We start from the raw sequence: 15846 nt of genomic DNA, 5'->3' as shown, positions 1-15846 counted from the left end.
CCATGAAAATCCTGCCTCTTATCATCATTACATTATTGGTCAGTCTTTTCAGCTTGATTGACGCACACGCCCAGCAAGTTGCCAATGCGCCAATGCCCATTGGGCAGATCGAATATTCCCGTGGTGTCAGTGTGATTCAGCAACCTGGGCAGCAACCCCGATTTAGCGGGCCCGGCCAAGCCTTATATCAAGGTGATGTGCTGACCACCAGCGACAAGAGTCTGGCGGCAATCAAACTCAATGATGGCACCCGCATGACTTTGCGTCCCGATACACAGGTCATTCTGCAAAACTACGCTTTTGATCAGGAAACCAAAAAGGGTAATTTCCTGTTCGAAATGCTCAAAGGCGGATTACGAACCCTCACTGGCATATTGACCAAAATTGAAGGCAATAGCGGTGAAATCAAAACACCGGTGGCCAGTCTTGGCATTCGTGGCACTGACTTTGATGCCAGATTGTGCGCCGAAGATTGTGCGAAAGAAAATCAACAGATTGCCCATGCTGAATCCAAAAATCGGATATCTGCGAGTGCTCGGGTAGTGCAACTCAAAGGTTTATTGACGGCGATTGGCCTGGATGGTGTGAAGCGTTTCATTGCCGTAGGTGGACCAGCTTATCCTGGCGATTTATTGGAGACGGGTCGCAGTTCTTCCGCGATTCTGGCATTTCGTGATGAGTCACGAATTTCAATTGGTGAACAGACACGTTTAAAAATTGAAGATTTTGTATTCGATATGGCACAGCCGAAAGAAGGGCGTTTCTTTGTCAATTTGGTCAAAGGAGCGTCCCGCATGATGACTGGTTTGATTGGCAAGGCCAATCAGCGCAATGTGGAATTCAGAACGACTACTGCGACCATTGGTATTCGTGGCACGGGTTTTGATGTGACCTGTTATGGCACTTGTGCCGCTGAGCCACGATTGCCCTTGGGTGATGGGATGACGGTTTATACCTGGCAAGGTGAAGTGATTGTGGTGCCAGCGGCTGAAGCACGACGTGGTATGCGTGAAGCTAAAGGGGTGATTCTGCCGGCCGGGCGAGGTGGTAGTTTTCCGGATGAATTTAGCAGCAAGGATCTGCCCGCCAATATTCAGGGTGCGCCAGCAAGTGGTGCGAGTGCTGCCGCAGCGGGCAGTGCAGCAAGTTCTGGATTGACTGCCGGATACTATCAGCCAATGGGTGAATTATTAATGACTGATTTACCACGTCCAGATTCAGTTGCCGTTGATTTTCAGCAAACCTTTGGTTTGACCGAACATGCTTCGGCCGAAACAGGTTTATATGTGGCCGTGCGTGATGGTCACGTTGCACTTGAAACGCCAAGTGGTGCGCATTTGGATTTGGGGCGTGGCGAAACCGGTTTTGTGCGGCCCTTGCCGCAGAGTGCCAGTAGTGATCCCGGCATCCCGGCAAGTGACACCTATCTGCCAGGTGTGAATGGATCAGGTAATGCCGCAAGCAATGATGCGCCCGCCACTTCGGGGGCCGCCGCAAATAATGGCAACCCGGGAAAAGAGGGTGTGACGGCACCTTTGTATAATGGTGCGCCAACTGCTTCAAATCCAGGTGGTCCGGGTGGTAATAATCCCGGTGTGACTGGCACCACCACAACTCCGATTGAAGTGTTGCGGCCGGTCAATGTACCCAACTTTATTGAATATGATGTCATGCCTCTGCCTAGCCAAACCGGTATCAACGCTGGTTCCAATACATTTGATTTGATCCCTCTTCTGGAACGCAACGGCGTCAAACCTGCATTGATATGCAAATAAATTTAGTGCGACCACTGGCCTGGTTGTTTTGTGCGGCGCTGCCAGTATCGGCATGGGCGCAGCAAGGGGTGAATACGGCACCAAGTAAATCTGTGCAGACGCCTGAAAGAAAAGCGGCTACCGAGCTGCACTTTGAAGTGCAACGCTATCTGGTCGAAGGTGACAACCCACTGGGCGAGCCAGTCACCCAGCGCATATTGCAAGACTTTACCGGTCCCGATTTAAGCCTGTCGCGTTTGCAGCAAGCAGCTTCGGCATTGGAGATTGCCTTGCAAAAAGAGGGCTACGGTTTTTATCGTGTGACTGTCCCGCCACAAGCCTTTTCCAGTACCGTCAAATTACAGATGCTGCGTTTTGCCATGGGCAAAATCAACGTCATGGGTGCGCAGCGATTTTCACAAAATAATATTCGCGCGAGTGTTCCCGAGTTACAGGAAGGCAAAACCCCCAACGTTCACAAAGTGGCACGCAGCCTGGCACTGGCCAATGAAAATCCGGCCAAGCGCACGACGCTCACCTTGCGTGAAAGTGAGCAGGCGGATGCCTTTGATGCTGACCTCAAAGTGACTGAGCAAGACCCGCTATCAACCAGCCTGTCTTTATCCAATACGGGTACGCAGGCCACCGGACGGGATCGACTGATGGTGTCATTGCAGCATGCCAATCTGTTTGATCGTGACCATGTGATTTCGGCCAGCTACATTACGTCTCCCAGCCACGCCAGTGATGTCCATCAGTACGGCATGTTTTACCGTGTCCCGTTTTATGAGTGGGGTGGTGCGCTCACCGCCAGTTTTTCACATTCGAGTGTGACTTCGGGTGCTTTGAGTACCGGCCAGACCATTACCGGTGCCGGTAATACGTTTGGTCTGAATTACACGCATTACTTTCAGCCCAACGGCAAGTCACGTTACTTTCTCAGTGTCGGCATCGACGATAAGCTTTATCGTGGTGTGCAGTTCAATGGTGTGGCCTTGGCACCGGATGTACGCTCTCGCCCCTTGACAGTATCGCTGGCCAATCGGGTCGAGCTTGAAAATACCTTGGGCGTTGGGTTGATGAGCAGCAATGTTGATCTGATTGCCAATCTGCCCAGTGGTGAGTCCAATACCGATAGCGCGTATGTCGCAAACCAACAGGGCGCATCACGCAACTGGCAGGCATTGCGCGCCGGTTGGGCAGCGGTATTGCGCACCCGCAGTGATCAGCTCTGGAGCTTCAGGCTGAATGGCCAGTATGCGAGCAAGCCATTGATTGCCGGTGAGCGTTTTGGCGTGGGTGGTGCGTATTCAGTGCGTGGGGTGGATGAACGGGTGCTGCTGGGCGAATCGGGGCTGTTTGGCAGTGTCGAATGGCAAAGCAGTCCAATCGCCACGCAATCCTGGTTGAGTGGCATGGCTGCTACCTTGCCGGGCCTGCGCGGCGTATTGTTTGCGGATGCCGGTACGGTGCAAAGAAAAGAAGCGCTGAGTCTGCCGAGCAACGATCACGTTTTGAGTATTGGCGCTGGCCTGCGTTTGCCCCTGAGTACTTACGGTTCATTTTCGCTGGATGCCGCGCATATTCTGTCCGGCACACAAAGCAATCTCGCTCCAAGCGGTGAAAACCGGATTCACGCCAACCTGCAACTCAAATTTTAAAATCAGGCATACTGAATTCCTGAATTTGACTGAGAGAAGCTCATGGCCGGTTTAACTGCAACCACCCCCACTCCTGTCGCCATCACTTTGCATACCCAGTCGCGGGTACTGGAAGTGGTTTTTGATACTGGCGAAACTTTCCGTTTGGGGTTTGAATTCCTGCGCGTTTACTCACCCTCGGCCGAAGTGCAAGGGCATGGTCCTGGTCAGCAGGTTTTACAAACCGGCAAGGCCGATGTGGTAATTACTGCGCTTGAGCCAGTTGGCAACTATGGCATCAAGCCGAGCTTTTCGGACGGCCACAATACCGGCATCTACACCTGGGATGCCTTGTATCAATACGGTAAAAATCAGCAGACCATGTGGGAAGATTATCTCCATGCCCTGCAAATGGCCGGTGCTGCGCGCACGGCTTAACGAGCTCATTAAGCCGTGCGCGCAGCACGCTGCACTTTGCCTGGTCAATTGTGCTGCTGCACAATTGCGGGATAATGCACCCACGCTAGACCTATTTTCAATTGACGATTTTTACCTGATACATCATGACGCAAACGCATTTTGGTTTTAAGACCGTGGCCGAAGAACAAAAAGCTGGTATGGTTGCCGAGGTTTTTCATTCGGTGGCGGGCAAGTACGACATCATGAACGACCTCATGTCGATGGGCCTGCATCGGGTCTGGAAGCAATTCACCATTGGTCAGGCGCGGGTGCGTCACGGTGATCGGGTACTCGATATTGCCGGTGGTACCGGTGATCTGGCGCGGGCCTTTGCCAAGGCGGCAGGGTGTGGTGAGAAAGGGGGCGGTGAAGTCTGGTTGACGGACATCAACGAATCCATGCTGCGCGAAGGCCGCAATCGTCTACTTGATGACGGCCAGATTTTACCGGTAGCTTTATGTGATGCTGAAAAGATTCCCTTTCCCGACAACTACTTCAATGTTGTCACCGTGGCGTTTGGTCTGCGCAATATGACTCATAAAGATGTCGCCCTGAGCGAAATGCGCCGTGTCCTCAAACCGGGCGGCAAGCTGTTGGTGCTGGAGTTTTCCAAGGTGTGGGAGCCGCTGGCCAAACCCTATGATTTTTATTCTTTCAAACTCCTGCCCTGGCTTGGCCAAAAGGTGGCGGGTGATGCAGAAAGCTATCGTTATCTGGCCGAATCGATTCGCATGCATCCCGATCAGGCCACCCTCAAAGGATTGATGGAACAAGTTGGCCTGGATCACGTCCAAGTCTATAACCTCACCGCAGGGGTAGTAGCCTTACATACTGCTACTAAATACTAGTCTGGTGTATTAAAAAAAGCCTAGTAAATACGCACCTAATAACTATTGTTTTGATATATACACTTAAGGAGTATATGACTAAATCGCATAAATCGGCCACTTCCAAGCAATCGCGCCTGCTTACTTTGATGATGGCTACGGTGGTCAGTTTGTCATTGATCAGCGCCGATGTCTGGGCTGCCCGTATGGGTGGCGGTCGAAGTTTTGGCCGTCAGTCACCCAGCTATAGTCAACGCCAATCGGCACCACCCGAAGCACCAGCTGGCTATCGGTCGGCACCACAACAAAGTGAATTACCGGCCCAGGCAGCACGTCCGCAACCTGGTGCGATGCCAGGACAAGCAGCTGTGCAGACACCGACACCCCAGCGCAATCGCTGGCTCGGCCCTTTGGCGGGCGTAGCGGCTGGTATTGGTTTGGCCTCGCTGTTTTCCCACTTTGGCATGGGTGGTGCAATGGCCGAAGGCATGGGTAGTCTGATGATGCTCTTGCTGCTGGTCGTCGGTGGCATCTTTGTGTTTCGCATGTTGCGCGGTAATACAGTGCGACCTGCGTCACCCACCTTGGCAATGCAACCGGCCGCGGCCAATGTCGAACCACTTTGGCGTGAAGCGGCAGGTGCTGGCAATACTGCTATGGCACAACCTGTTGGCGTGGCCGCGAGCCAAACAGCCTTACCTGCCAACTTTGATGCAGACGCTTTTTTACGTTCGGCCAAGGTGTATTTCATTCGTTTGCAAGCGGCCTGGGATACCAAAAACCTGGCCGATATTCGTGAATACACCACGCCCGAAATGTTTGCTGAAATCAGTATGCAAATCAATGAGCGGGGTAATGCCAGCAACAAGACCGATGTGGTCACTCTCAATGCCCAGTTATTGGGGGTTGAGACCATGCCCAATGAATATCTGGCCAGTGTCGAGTTTGATGGCATGCTGCGCGAAACCGAAGGTGGAGCAGCACAGCCATTCCGTGAACTCTGGCATCTGAGTAAACCAATCAGCGGTAATCAGGGCTGGTTGCTGGCGGGTATTCAGCAAGTTGCCTGAATCAGCTTAACCAAGTGCATCTTTAGGCCGGTGAGTTTCCAAGCAATGGCGGGTGTGTATCAATTTTGTTGACTCGATGCGCACACTCGCCACATTGACATACTGCAAGCTATGCTTTCGCGCTTAAAATGGATGGTTTAAACAGCCAGCTATAGATTGCGGACCGACTGCTTTGACTCGTTTCATTTACGAACCCGAAAAAGTGACCATCATTGGTACCGGCCATGACGAGCCGATGGTACCTTTGCATCGCTTTGATGCGGCAGCACTGCGCGAACATTTTCGCAATCCACCGCGCTGGCAGCCTGAACAATCCGATGAGGCACGCTTGAGTTTGAGCAGCAAAGACTGGAAACCTGCTGCGGTGCTGATCCCCCTTGTGGTCCGCGAGTCGGGCCTGGATGTACTACTCACTATGCGCACCGCACATTTGCATGACCACGCCAGCCAGATCAGTTTTCCCGGTGGCCGCTGGGAGCAGGGTGATGCTGATCTCATTGCCACCGCCTTGCGTGAAGCGGAAGAAGAAACCGGCCTGGCCGATCATTACATCGAAGTACTGGGTGTCCTGCCGGACTATCACACCATTTCCGGTTATCGGGTGGCGCCAGTTGTGGGGTTGGTCAATCCTGCCTTTGAATTGATTCCCGATGCCTTTGAAGTGGAAGAAGTATTTGAAGTCCCGCTGAATTTCTTGATGAACCCGGCCAATCATCAGGTGCGTGCCATTGAGGTGGGGTCCATTCAGCGACGTTTCTATTCCATGCCTTATCCCAAGGCATTAAGTAAAAAATCCGTTGCCGCACCAACCAGCGGCACTACTGACCGTGGTGCCGACGAGTCCTATTTCATTTGGGGCGCGACCGCGGCAATCATTCGCAACCTTTATCATTTTTTGAAGGCGACATGACCTTCTTTTCCATTCTTATTGCATTAGCCATCGAGCAGATCAAATCACTTGGCTCTCATAATCCTGTCTACGAGGCTGTGCGGGTCATGGCAACGGGTGCTGAACGACGCCTCAATGCGGGTGAAATCTTGCATGGTCGAGTCGCCTGGTTTCTGGTGATGATTCCCTTGCTGTTGCTGGCTGCCATCCCTTATTGGATCTTGTTGCGCATCAATCCTGCCTTTGCGTTGTTATGGAATGTGGTGGTGCTTTATTTGACATTGGGCTTTCGTCAGTTCAGTCATCCCTTCACTGAAATTCAATTGGCCTTGTCCAATGGTCAGCTGGATGAAGCGCGCCGACGCCTGTCCGACTGGCTCAATATCGATGCTGCCGATTTTGATACCTCGGAAGTTTGTCGTCGTACCATCGAGGCTGCCTTGCTGGCTTCGCATCGCCACGTATTCGGTGTGTTCTTCTGGTTTCTGTTGCCAATCGGTCCTGCCGGTGCGGTCTTGTATCGTGTGGCCGAATATCTGGCGCGTAGCTGGAATCGTCCTGATCAACCTGAAGAAGCTGCGTTTGGCCATTTTGCCAAGATGGTTTTTGAATGGATTGACTGGTTGCCTGCCAGACTTACTGCGGTAGGATTTGCCATCGTCGGTAACTTTGAAGATGCGCTCTATGCCTGGCGTAATTTTGCATCCGACTGGGGTAATCGCACTGCCGGGATTATTCTTGCCGCTGCCAGTGGCGCGCTGGGTGTGCATTTGCAGCCGATGGCCAAAAAGAATGAAGGGGCTTCACCATTGGTACCCGAGGCAGCAGCCCTGCAGAAGCAGGAAGATGTTTATTCCGAAACCGGTATTTTCTTTGGCAGCACACCACGCAGTCTGACCGACTTCGATCCTGGTGCCGAGCCACCGGGCGACGCGCCTACGACGAAAACTCTACAATCTGCAGTAGGTTTGGTCTGGCGTGCTGTGGTGTTATGGATGCTGATGCTGTTCATGATTACGGTTGCTGTCTGGCTAAGCTAGGTGCCACGTGATGTGGGCGATCGACAGCTTATGAAGGAATCAACATGACAATCAAGATTGGTGACACTCTGCCGCAAGGCACCCTGTTTGAATATATTGAAGTAGAAGGTGAAGGCTGCTCAATTGGCCCGAATGCCTTTCAGATTGGTGATCTGGTCAAAGGCAAAACGATTGCCATTTTTGGCTTGCCTGGTGCCTTCACACCAGGCTGTTCGGCGACTCATTTGCCGGGTTATGTGCAACTGGCTGAACAATTTAAAGCCAAGGGCGTGGATGAAATCTGGTGTCTTGCGGTCAATGATGCGTTTGTGATGGGTGCCTGGGGGCGGGATCAACATACCGCAGGCAAAGTACGCATGATGGCCGATGGTTCGGCACAATATACTGCTGCACTGGGTCTGGAATTTGACCTGATTGCCAAGGGTCTGGGCGTTCGCTCACAGCGTTATTCTATGCTTGTTAAAGATGGCGTCGTGACTCAGTTCAATCTTGAAGAAGGTGGCAAGATTGAAAAAAGTACTGCCGAGATTTTGTTGAGTCAAGTCTGATTCTACAGTGCTAATGGGCCTGGCCAATCAGTTGCCTGGCCCATGTTGAATATTTAAATGTCGTGCGTAATGCTCGGCTAAATAACCCTCCCCGCGCTCCAGCACAAAATATCTGAATGCCTCTGCTGCAGGTGATAACAGCTTGGACATCGTATGCACACAATTCCAGGCACGAATCACGGGTGTGCCTTCCACATCCAAAATCGCAATCAATTTGTTATCAAGCTCCAACTCCAGAGTATGTAAAGACAAAAAGCTGATTCCCAGTCCCGCCATCACGGCTTGCTTAATGGTTTCATTGCTCGACATTTCCATCACGATTTTGGGTTCAATATGCGCTTCCGACATAAACTTTTCCATGGCCAAACGTGTGCCTGAACCTAGTTCTCTGCCTATAAATCCATAAGCGCGCAAGGCCTCAACTGTAATGGTGCCTTGGCGGGTCAGTGGATGATCAACGGGTGCAACAAATACATGCGGATGCGCGGCAAAGGGCTCGGTGCGAGTAATCAGCTCTTTGGGCGGGCGTCCCATGATGGCAATATCAAGCTCGTTGTTTTGCAGCATATTGACGAGCTGTTCACGGTTACCAACCACCAGCTTGATTTCAATCCCCTCATGTTCATGGCGAAACTCTCCCAGTAAGCGCGGAATAAAGTATTTGGCGGTACTCACCATGCCGATAGTCAACGAGCCAACCTTGAGCTGCTGAAGCCGTGCAGCGGTGTCTTCAGCATCTTTGAGCGTCGCCAATATTTTGCGGGCATAAACCAGCATGTACTCACCTACTGTAGTGAGTGCGACCTGGCGGCCATTGCGATCAAACAGTGGCAAGCCGACATGGCCTTCCAACTCCTTGATCTGCATGGTGATCGCAGGTGGCGTCAGATGCAGTGTTTGCGCTGCTTTGTTAAAGCTTAAATGCCTGGCGACCTCTGAAAAAACGCGTAACTGACGGAAAGTGGCATTCTTCATTAAGCTATTCCTTAACTAAAACTCAATAATAATTGAATTTACCTTATTTTGAATAAATCATAAAGTTTCACCCATGGAATGCACCGTTAAAAAAGAGGAGCCAAAATGAGTGAAGCAACAAGCCAGATCACCGATGCCAAAAAGCGTTACAGCGCCGGCGTCTTGAAATACAAACAGATGGGCTATTGGATGCCCGATTACGTACCGAAAGAGACCGATACCATCTGTCTGTTTCGCATCACGCCACAAGAAGGTGTTGACCCTGAAGAGGCTGCAGCAGCCGTTGCCGGGGAATCTTCCACTGCCACCTGGACCGTGGTATGGACCGATCGTCTGACTGCCTGTGACAGTTACCGTGCCAAAGCTTTTAAGGTATTGCCAGTACCAAATAATCCTGGTCAGTACTTTGCCTACGTGGCCTACGATCTGATTCTGTTTGAAGAAGGTTCTATTTCAAACATGACCGCTTCGCTGATTGGCAACGTATTCAGTTTCAAGCCATTAAAAGCGGCACGTCTTGAAGATATCAGGATTCCGGTGGCTTATATCAAAACTTTCAAGGGTCCACCAACGGGTTTAGTGGTAGAGCGCGAGCGCCTCGACAAGTTTGGCCGTCCATTACTGGGTGCCACCACCAAGCCTAAACTCGGGTTATCCGGTCGTAACTATGGCCGTGTCATTTATGAAGGCCTCAAAGGTGGTTTGGACTTCATGAAGGATGATGAAAATATCAACTCACAGCCCTTCATGCACTGGCGTGATCGTTTCCTCTATGTGATGGATGGTGTCAACAAGGCACAGGCAGTAACCGGTGAGGTTAAAGGTTCCTACCTGAACGTGACTGGCGCGACGATGGAAGACATTTACGAGCGTGCCGAGTTTGCCAAAGAGTTGGGTTCGGTCGTCATCATGCTGGACCTGGTGATTGGCTGGTCGGCAATTCAGAGCATGGCTAACTGGGCTCGCAAGAATGACATGATCGTGCATATGCACCGCGCTGGTCATGGCACTTATACGCGGCAGAAGAATCATGGCGTGAGTTTTCGAGTGATTGCCAAGTGGTTGCGTCTGGCGGGTGTTGATCATCTGCATACCGGCACAGCCGTAGGCAAGCTGGAGGGTGATCCCATGACAGTACAAGGCTATTACAACGTCTGTCGCGACAGCTACACCAAAACTGATCTGCCTCGTGGTTTGTATTTTGATCAGGACTGGGCCGACACCAAGAAGGTCATGCCGGTCGCTTCTGGTGGTATTCATGCCGGTCAGATGCATCAGTTGTTAGATCTGTTTGGTGATGATGTGATTCTGCAGTTTGGCGGTGGCACGATTGGGCATCCGCAAGGCATTCAGGCAGGTGCCGTGGCCAACCGGGTGGCGTTGGAATCGATGGTCAAGGCGCGTAACGAAGGTAAAGATATTCTCAATGAAGGTCCAGAGATTCTCAAGAAAGCAGCACAAACCTGTGGCCCATTGAAAGCGGCACTCGATACCTGGGGCGAGATCAGCTTCAATTATCAGTCTACCGATTCGAGTGACTATGCCGTCACACCTTCGGCCGCCATGTAATTCATTGATAGACGAAAAAAGACAAGGAGCACGCATCATGATGAGTAACCCAACCGGCAAGCTGACACAAGGTCAGTTCAGCTTTCTGCCTGATTTAACCGATGAAGAAATCACGCTGCAAATTGAATACGGCCTGAAAAAGGGCTATGCATGGAGTGTGGAATATACCGATGACCCGCATCCACGCAATACTTATTGGGAAATGTTTGGCATGCCTATGTTTGATCTGCAGGATGCCGCGGGTGTCTTGATGGAATTGAATACCTGCCGAAAGACTTTTCCCAACTTATATATCCGTCTGATGGCTTTTGATGCCACGCGCAATGTGGAATCGATTGTGATGAGCTTCATTGTCAACCGTCCCAAAGAAGAACCAGGCTTCATGCTGGAACGACAGGAAGTCAATGGCCGATCCATGCGCTACACCACGCGTGGTTATGCCGCCGATGAACCTGAAAATCAGCGTTATTGATTAACTGAAGTATTTATTTCATTGACCAGATAGTGACACCATGAGCCATTCACTTTATCGTATTCCGGGCTATAACATGACTGCTGACAATGCGGTTGGCGCAATGCCGCATGTCAGTTCCGAGAGCGAAGAGCAACCGGCCATGGCGCAGACGGTCAATGAAATTTTGAATCAGTCGCAGGTCAGGGAGGTGCTGGATGAACTTGATCGTGACTTGATTGGTTTGCAACCCGTCAAGATGCGTATTCGTGATATTGCGGCCTTGCTGGTCATTGACAAGCTGCGCATGAATCAAGGTTTATTAAGCCAGAATCCGAGCCTGCATATGTGTTTTACCGGTAATCCCGGTACCGGTAAAACGACCGTGGCGAGTCGTATGGCCGAGATTTTGTTTCGGCTTGGTTATATTCGGAAAGGTCATCTGGTTTCGGTGACACGGGATGATCTGGTTGGTCAATACATTGGACACACCGCACCAAAAACCAAAGAAGTCCTGAAAAAAGCGATGGGTGGTGTGCTCTTTATTGATGAGGCCTACTACCTGTATCGACCAGAAAATGAAAGAGATTACGGGCAGGAAGCCATTGAAATTTTATTGCAGGTGATGGAAAACCAGCGCGATGATTTAGTCGTGATACTGGCCGGATATAAGGATCGAATGGATACCTTTTTTCAATCCAATCCCGGTATGTCCTCACGGATAGCCCATCATCTCGACTTTCCTGATTTTTCGGTCGATGAGCTTTGTCAGATTTCCAGCAAGATGCTGGCGACATTGAATTATCAATTTGGCGAAGGTGCGCTGGTTGCCTTTGAGCAGTATTTGCAGCGACGCATCGAACAACCGCATTTTGCCAACGCTCGCAGTGTGCGCAACGCCCTTGATCGTGCCCGGTTACGACAGGCAAGTCGGTTGTTTCTTAATCCTGATCAACCCCTCGGTCGTGATGATCTGATGACCATTCAGGTACAGGATATTTTAGGTAGTCGGTTGTTTCAAGATCCGCGGACCGAGCGAGAGGGATAGATCATGCAAAACTATCCAATCAAGGCTTTGATATTTGATGTCGATGGCACGCTCGCCGATACTGAGTCCTATCACCTGCAAGCATTTAATCAGGCCTTTGCCGAAGTTGGTATGGATTGGGTGTGGGATGTGCCTGGCTATACCAAGTTGCTGGAAGTATCTGGTGGCAAAGAGCGCTTGTTGCATTACTGGCGCAGTGTGATGCCCGAGATTCGTGATCTCAACGGTCAGGCCATCAACGATGCAATCAACCAGATCCATGAAATCAAAACGGCTATTTATACAAGCCTGCTCAATCATGGCAAAGTGGTATTGCGCCCGGGTGTCATGGCCTTGATTGAAGAGGCTTTGCGTGCTGGTATCAAGTTGTCGATTGCAACCACCACCACGCCAGCCAATATCAATGCACTCATGAAGCAAAACCTGGGTAATGACTGGCGCAGAGATTTCTCTGTGGTGGGTGATGCACATACCTCGCCCAATAAAAAGCCTGATCCACAGGTTTATCTCTATGTACTCAAGATGCTCAGACTTGATCCTGATGAGTGTATCGCTTTTGAAGATTCTGGCAATGGTTTGTCCGCGGCTCATCAGGCTGGACTCAGAGTAGTGGTGACACCTACCGAGTTTACCCGTCACCATGATTTTTCCAAGGCGATGACCGTGCAGGAAGATTTGACAACGATCAACCTTGATTTGTTGACAACGTATCCGGTAGATAAAAAGCTGCATCTAAAACGTGCAACACCAAATCAGACATCTTGAAATTGATTTTCAAAAGAGGTATTAGCATGACCACCAACACGATCAAGATTGCGCCTTCCATTCTCTCGGCTGATTTCTCTCGGTTGGGTGAAGAGGTACGTGCAGTCGAAGCTGCTGGCGCAGACTGGTTGCATGTGGATGTGATGGATAACCACTTTGTTCCCAATCTGACGATTGGGCCCATGGTGTGTGAGGCGATTCGTCCGCATGTGGCAATTCCCATTGATGTGCACTTGATGGTACAGCCAGTGGATGCGCTGATTCCCATGTTCGCCAAGGCGGGTGCCAATCTGATCACCTTCCATCCAGAGGCTTCCAGTCATGTTGACCGGACATTACAACTGATTCGTGATCATGGCTGCAAGGCGGGTGTGGTGTTGAATCCTGCGACCCCTTTGAGCTGGCTGGATCACATCATGGACAAGCTGGATCTGATTTTGCTGATGAGCGTCAACCCCGGTTTTGGTGGGCAGAAATTCATTCATGCGATGCTGCCAAAAATCCATCAGACTCGGCAACGGATCGATCAGCATATTGCTGCCGGTGGTCAGCCAATTCATCTGGAAATTGATGGTGGCGTGAAGACCGACAATATTGCCGCTATCGTGCAGGCCGGTGCCGATACGCTAGTAGCGGGCAGTGCCGTGTTTGGTGCACCTGATCCCGAGGGCGGTTATCACAGCATCATCCAAACGTTAAGGCAGGCAGCGACACGCTGCTGATGCTAAAAAATAATAAAAAACAAAATATTTACTTTAAGGGAGACCAACCATGCCGTTATCTAAACGATCCACGCTGACTCAATATCTGATTGAGGAACGGCGCCGCTATCCGGATGCTCGGGGTGATTTCAATGCCTTGATTCTGGATGTTGCCCTGGCCTGTAAGGCAATTGCTCGTGCTGTCGCGTTTGGCGAATTGGGTGGCGTGTTGGGTAATCAGGTTGCCGAAGGTGGGGCTTCGATCAATGTGCAGGGTGAAACTCAGAAAAAACTGGATGTGCTGAGTAACGACTATTTCATCAAGATGAATGAATGGGGTGGTCATTTGGCGGGTATGGCTTCTGAAGAAATGGAGCAGCCGCGACAAATCCCGGGCCAGTTTCCACGAGGTAAATACTTGCTGGTGTTTGATCCATTGGATGGCTCCAGCAATATTGACGTCAATGTGTCGGTTGGCAGTATTTTTTCAATCCTGCGTGCACCCGAAGAGGTCGTCAAGGATGGTCGAGATGTCCTGGAGTCCGATTTTTTACAGCCCGGTACCAAACAGGTTGCAGCCGGCTACGCGCTATATGGTCCAACCACCATGTTGATCTTGACAGTGGGTAACGGCGTGGTTGGTTTTACGCTCGACCCCAATCTGGGCGAATTCATGCTCACACATCCCGATTTACGCGTGCCGGTGGATACCCAGGAATTTGCCATCAATGCTTCCAACAGCCGCTTCTGGGAAACACCGATTCGTCGGTATGTGGATGAATGCATGGCAGGCAAGACGGGCTGTCGGGGTAAAGATTTCAATATGCGCTGGATTGCCAGCATGGTTGCCGAAGCCCATCGTATTCTCATGCGTGGCGGAGTTTTCATGTATCCGCGTGATACCAAGGATGCGACCAAACCAGGTCGATTGCGCTTGCTGTATGAAGCCAACCCGATCGGTTTCATCATGGAGCAGGCAGGTGGTCGTGCCAGTACCGGGCGTGTGCCGATGCTGAGCGTGGAACCGACGTCCCTGCATCAACGAATCGGCCTGGTTTTTGGCTCAAAAAATGAAGTGGAACGCATTGAGCGTTATCACGCCGAGCCAGCCAGCAAAGAACCCGCCAATCCACTGTTTGCCGTGCGCAGTCTATTCAGAGACTAATAGCACGCTTTAACAGCAAAGCATAAAAGAATTTAAACGATAGAGGTGACATCATGTCAGAACGACATCCCATTATTGCCATCACTGGATCATCCGGTGCAGGCACCACATCAGTAACGCATACTTTTGCCAATATTTTTCGACGTGAAAACGTTAATGCGGCTTTTATAGAGGGTGACAGTTTTCACCGCTATGATCGCAAGGAAATGAAAGTCCGTGCAGCCGAAGCAGAAGCCGCAGGCAACAATAATTTCAGTCATTTTGGTCCGGAAAACAATCTGTTTGCCGAACTTGAAGAATTGTTTCGCAGCTATGGCAAAAACGGCACTGGCCAACGCAGAAAATATTTGCATGACGCTGAAGAAGCCAAGCCTTACAAGCAGGAGCCAGGCACGTTCATTCCTTGGGAGTCCGTTCCGGAGGATACCGATTTGCTGTTCTATGAAGGTTTGCATGGCGCGGTTGTGACACCCGATGTCAATGTGGCGCAGTATCCGGATCTGCTGATTGGCGTGGTGCCAGTCATCAACCTGGAATGGATTCAGAAACTGTATCGAGACAAGTCCAAGCGTGGTTATTCAACTGAAGCGGTGACCGACACCATCTTGCGGCGTATGCCTGACTATGTGAATTACATCTGTCCGCAGTTTGCTCGCACTCATGTCAATTTTCAGCGCGTGCCCTGCGTGGATACCTCCAATCCTTTCATCACACGAGAGATTCCTACCGCTGATGAAAGTTTTGTGGTGATTCGCTTCTCCAACCCAAAAGGTATCGATTTTCAATATTTGCTCAATATGGTTCACGACTCTTTCATGTCCCGTGCCAACACGATTGTGGTACCAGGCGGCAAGATGGAACTGGCCATGCAGCTGATTTTTACGCCTTTTGTCTGGCGCATGATGGAACGCCGCAAAAATGCCAACGGTGCGATTTAAGGAGCGC

Annotated in this window: 16 protein-coding genes; 15 read left to right on the top strand and 1 reads right to left on the bottom strand. The window is 50.9% G+C overall.

Going from position 1 to position 15846, the window contains the following annotated elements; all coding sequences use genetic code 11:
- The first annotated feature begins 2 nt into the window (after nucleotides 1–2).
- The 8 genes from ACMYR3_RS14680 to ACMYR3_RS14645 all read left to right on the top strand — a co-directional run bounded on the left by ACMYR3_RS14680 (nucleotide 3) and on the right by ACMYR3_RS14645 (nucleotide 8227).
- The gene (locus ACMYR3_RS14680) at nucleotides 3–1775 is read left to right on the top strand and encodes a FecR family protein (RefSeq protein ID WP_424192673.1); all 1773 of its coding nucleotides are present in this window, start codon (nucleotides 3–5) and stop codon (nucleotides 1773–1775) included.
- On the top strand, nucleotides 1766–3415 hold the full coding sequence (locus tag ACMYR3_RS14675) for a ShlB/FhaC/HecB family hemolysin secretion/activation protein (RefSeq protein WP_424192672.1): 1650 nt from the start codon (nucleotides 1766–1768) through the stop codon (nucleotides 3413–3415). Before ACMYR3_RS14680 ends, ACMYR3_RS14675 begins: the two co-directional genes overlap by 10 nt.
- 42 nt (nucleotides 3416–3457) lie before the next feature.
- Nucleotides 3458–3832, top strand: coding sequence for a gamma-butyrobetaine hydroxylase-like domain-containing protein (locus ACMYR3_RS14670; RefSeq protein WP_424192671.1), 375 nt, complete (start codon nucleotides 3458–3460; stop codon nucleotides 3830–3832).
- Nucleotides 3833–3957: 125 nt separating this feature from the next.
- Nucleotides 3958–4701 (top strand): bifunctional demethylmenaquinone methyltransferase/2-methoxy-6-polyprenyl-1,4-benzoquinol methylase UbiE, encoded by a 744-nt coding sequence (gene ubiE / locus ACMYR3_RS14665; RefSeq protein WP_424192670.1) that lies wholly within the window; start codon nucleotides 3958–3960, stop codon nucleotides 4699–4701.
- Nucleotides 4702–4775: 74 nt separating this feature from the next.
- Nucleotides 4776–5750, top strand: coding sequence for a TIM44-like domain-containing protein (locus tag ACMYR3_RS14660; protein WP_424192669.1), 975 nt, complete (start codon nucleotides 4776–4778; stop codon nucleotides 5748–5750).
- A gap of 172 nt (nucleotides 5751–5922) precedes the next feature.
- Nucleotides 5923–6660: an NUDIX hydrolase gene (locus ACMYR3_RS14655; protein WP_424192668.1), complete on the top strand. Its 738-nt coding sequence runs from the start codon at nucleotides 5923–5925 to the stop codon at nucleotides 6658–6660.
- The gene (locus tag ACMYR3_RS14650; protein WP_424192667.1) at nucleotides 6657–7679 is read left to right on the top strand and encodes a CobD/CbiB family protein; all 1023 of its coding nucleotides are present in this window, start codon (nucleotides 6657–6659) and stop codon (nucleotides 7677–7679) included. Before ACMYR3_RS14655 ends, ACMYR3_RS14650 begins: the two co-directional genes overlap by 4 nt.
- A 44-nt stretch (nucleotides 7680–7723) precedes the next feature.
- Complete coding sequence (locus ACMYR3_RS14645) at nucleotides 7724–8227, top strand: peroxiredoxin (protein WP_424192666.1); 504 nt, start codon at nucleotides 7724–7726, stop codon at nucleotides 8225–8227.
- 27 nt (nucleotides 8228–8254) lie between these two features.
- Here ACMYR3_RS14645 and ACMYR3_RS14640 read toward each other — a convergent pair whose 3' ends face one another.
- Nucleotides 8255–9202, bottom strand: coding sequence for a LysR substrate-binding domain-containing protein (locus tag ACMYR3_RS14640; RefSeq protein WP_424192665.1), 948 nt, complete (start codon nucleotides 9200–9202; stop codon nucleotides 8255–8257).
- 105 nt (nucleotides 9203–9307) lie between these two features.
- Between ACMYR3_RS14640 and ACMYR3_RS14635 the strand changes: the two genes are divergently transcribed.
- The 7 genes from ACMYR3_RS14635 (at nucleotide 9308) to ACMYR3_RS14605 (ending at nucleotide 15839) form a co-directional block, all read left to right on the top strand.
- Nucleotides 9308–10771 (top strand): form I ribulose bisphosphate carboxylase large subunit, encoded by a 1464-nt coding sequence (locus tag ACMYR3_RS14635; protein WP_424192664.1) that lies wholly within the window; start codon nucleotides 9308–9310, stop codon nucleotides 10769–10771.
- A gap of 37 nt (nucleotides 10772–10808) precedes the next feature.
- On the top strand, nucleotides 10809–11243 hold the full coding sequence (locus tag ACMYR3_RS14630; RefSeq protein WP_424192663.1) for a ribulose bisphosphate carboxylase small subunit: 435 nt from the start codon (nucleotides 10809–10811) through the stop codon (nucleotides 11241–11243).
- Nucleotides 11244–11385: 142 nt separating this feature from the next.
- The gene (gene cbbX, locus ACMYR3_RS14625) at nucleotides 11386–12270 is read left to right on the top strand and encodes a CbbX protein (RefSeq protein ID WP_424196545.1); all 885 of its coding nucleotides are present in this window, start codon (nucleotides 11386–11388) and stop codon (nucleotides 12268–12270) included.
- Between the two features lie 3 nt (nucleotides 12271–12273).
- On the top strand, nucleotides 12274–13035 hold the full coding sequence (locus ACMYR3_RS14620; RefSeq protein WP_424192662.1) for an HAD-IA family hydrolase: 762 nt from the start codon (nucleotides 12274–12276) through the stop codon (nucleotides 13033–13035).
- 26 nt (nucleotides 13036–13061) lie between these two features.
- Complete coding sequence (gene rpe, locus ACMYR3_RS14615; RefSeq protein WP_424192661.1) at nucleotides 13062–13757, top strand: ribulose-phosphate 3-epimerase; 696 nt, start codon at nucleotides 13062–13064, stop codon at nucleotides 13755–13757.
- A gap of 49 nt (nucleotides 13758–13806) precedes the next feature.
- Nucleotides 13807–14901, top strand: coding sequence for a class 1 fructose-bisphosphatase (locus ACMYR3_RS14610; RefSeq protein WP_424192660.1), 1095 nt, complete (start codon nucleotides 13807–13809; stop codon nucleotides 14899–14901).
- 53 nt (nucleotides 14902–14954) lie between these two features.
- Nucleotides 14955–15839, top strand: a complete 885-nt coding sequence (locus ACMYR3_RS14605; protein ID WP_424192659.1) for a phosphoribulokinase — start codon at nucleotides 14955–14957, stop codon at nucleotides 15837–15839.
- Nucleotides 15840–15846 lie beyond the last annotated feature (7 nt).

This window comes from Ampullimonas aquatilis (assembly GCF_049675895.1).
GTDB lineage: Bacteria > Pseudomonadota > Gammaproteobacteria > Burkholderiales > Burkholderiaceae_D > Ampullimonas > Ampullimonas aquatilis.
This window is presented reverse-complemented; position numbering and strand designations above follow the sequence as displayed.

Bases quoted from the DNA above. Each gene is read 5' to 3' on its own strand.
- ACMYR3_RS14645 (WP_424192666.1), top strand. From the start codon at position 7,724: ATGACAATCAAGATTGGTGACACTCTGCCGCAAGGCACCCTGTTTGAA.
- cbbX (WP_424196545.1), top strand. From the start codon at position 11,386: ATGGCGCAGACGGTCAATGAAATTTTGAATCAGTCGCAGGTCAGGGAG.
- ACMYR3_RS14660 (WP_424192669.1), top strand. From the start codon at position 4,776: ATGACTAAATCGCATAAATCGGCCACTTCCAAGCAATCGCGCCTGCTT.
- ACMYR3_RS14680 (WP_424192673.1), top strand. From the start codon at position 3: ATGAAAATCCTGCCTCTTATCATCATTACATTATTGGTCAGTCTTTTC.
- ACMYR3_RS14620 (WP_424192662.1), top strand. From the start codon at position 12,274: ATGCAAAACTATCCAATCAAGGCTTTGATATTTGATGTCGATGGCACG.
- ACMYR3_RS14670 (WP_424192671.1), top strand. From the start codon at position 3,458: ATGGCCGGTTTAACTGCAACCACCCCCACTCCTGTCGCCATCACTTTG.
- ACMYR3_RS14630 (WP_424192663.1), top strand. From the start codon at position 10,809: ATGATGAGTAACCCAACCGGCAAGCTGACACAAGGTCAGTTCAGCTTT.
- ACMYR3_RS14610 (WP_424192660.1), top strand. From the start codon at position 13,807: ATGCCGTTATCTAAACGATCCACGCTGACTCAATATCTGATTGAGGAA.
- ACMYR3_RS14635 (WP_424192664.1), top strand. From the start codon at position 9,308: ATGAGTGAAGCAACAAGCCAGATCACCGATGCCAAAAAGCGTTACAGC.
- ACMYR3_RS14640 (WP_424192665.1), bottom strand. From the start codon at position 9,202: ATGAAGAATGCCACTTTCCGTCAGTTACGCGTTTTTTCAGAGGTCGCC.
- ACMYR3_RS14650 (WP_424192667.1), top strand. From the start codon at position 6,657: ATGACCTTCTTTTCCATTCTTATTGCATTAGCCATCGAGCAGATCAAA.
- ACMYR3_RS14675 (WP_424192672.1), top strand. From the start codon at position 1,766: ATGCAAATAAATTTAGTGCGACCACTGGCCTGGTTGTTTTGTGCGGCG.
- ACMYR3_RS14605 (WP_424192659.1), top strand. From the start codon at position 14,955: ATGTCAGAACGACATCCCATTATTGCCATCACTGGATCATCCGGTGCA.
- rpe (WP_424192661.1), top strand. From the start codon at position 13,062: ATGACCACCAACACGATCAAGATTGCGCCTTCCATTCTCTCGGCTGAT.
- ubiE (WP_424192670.1), top strand. From the start codon at position 3,958: ATGACGCAAACGCATTTTGGTTTTAAGACCGTGGCCGAAGAACAAAAA.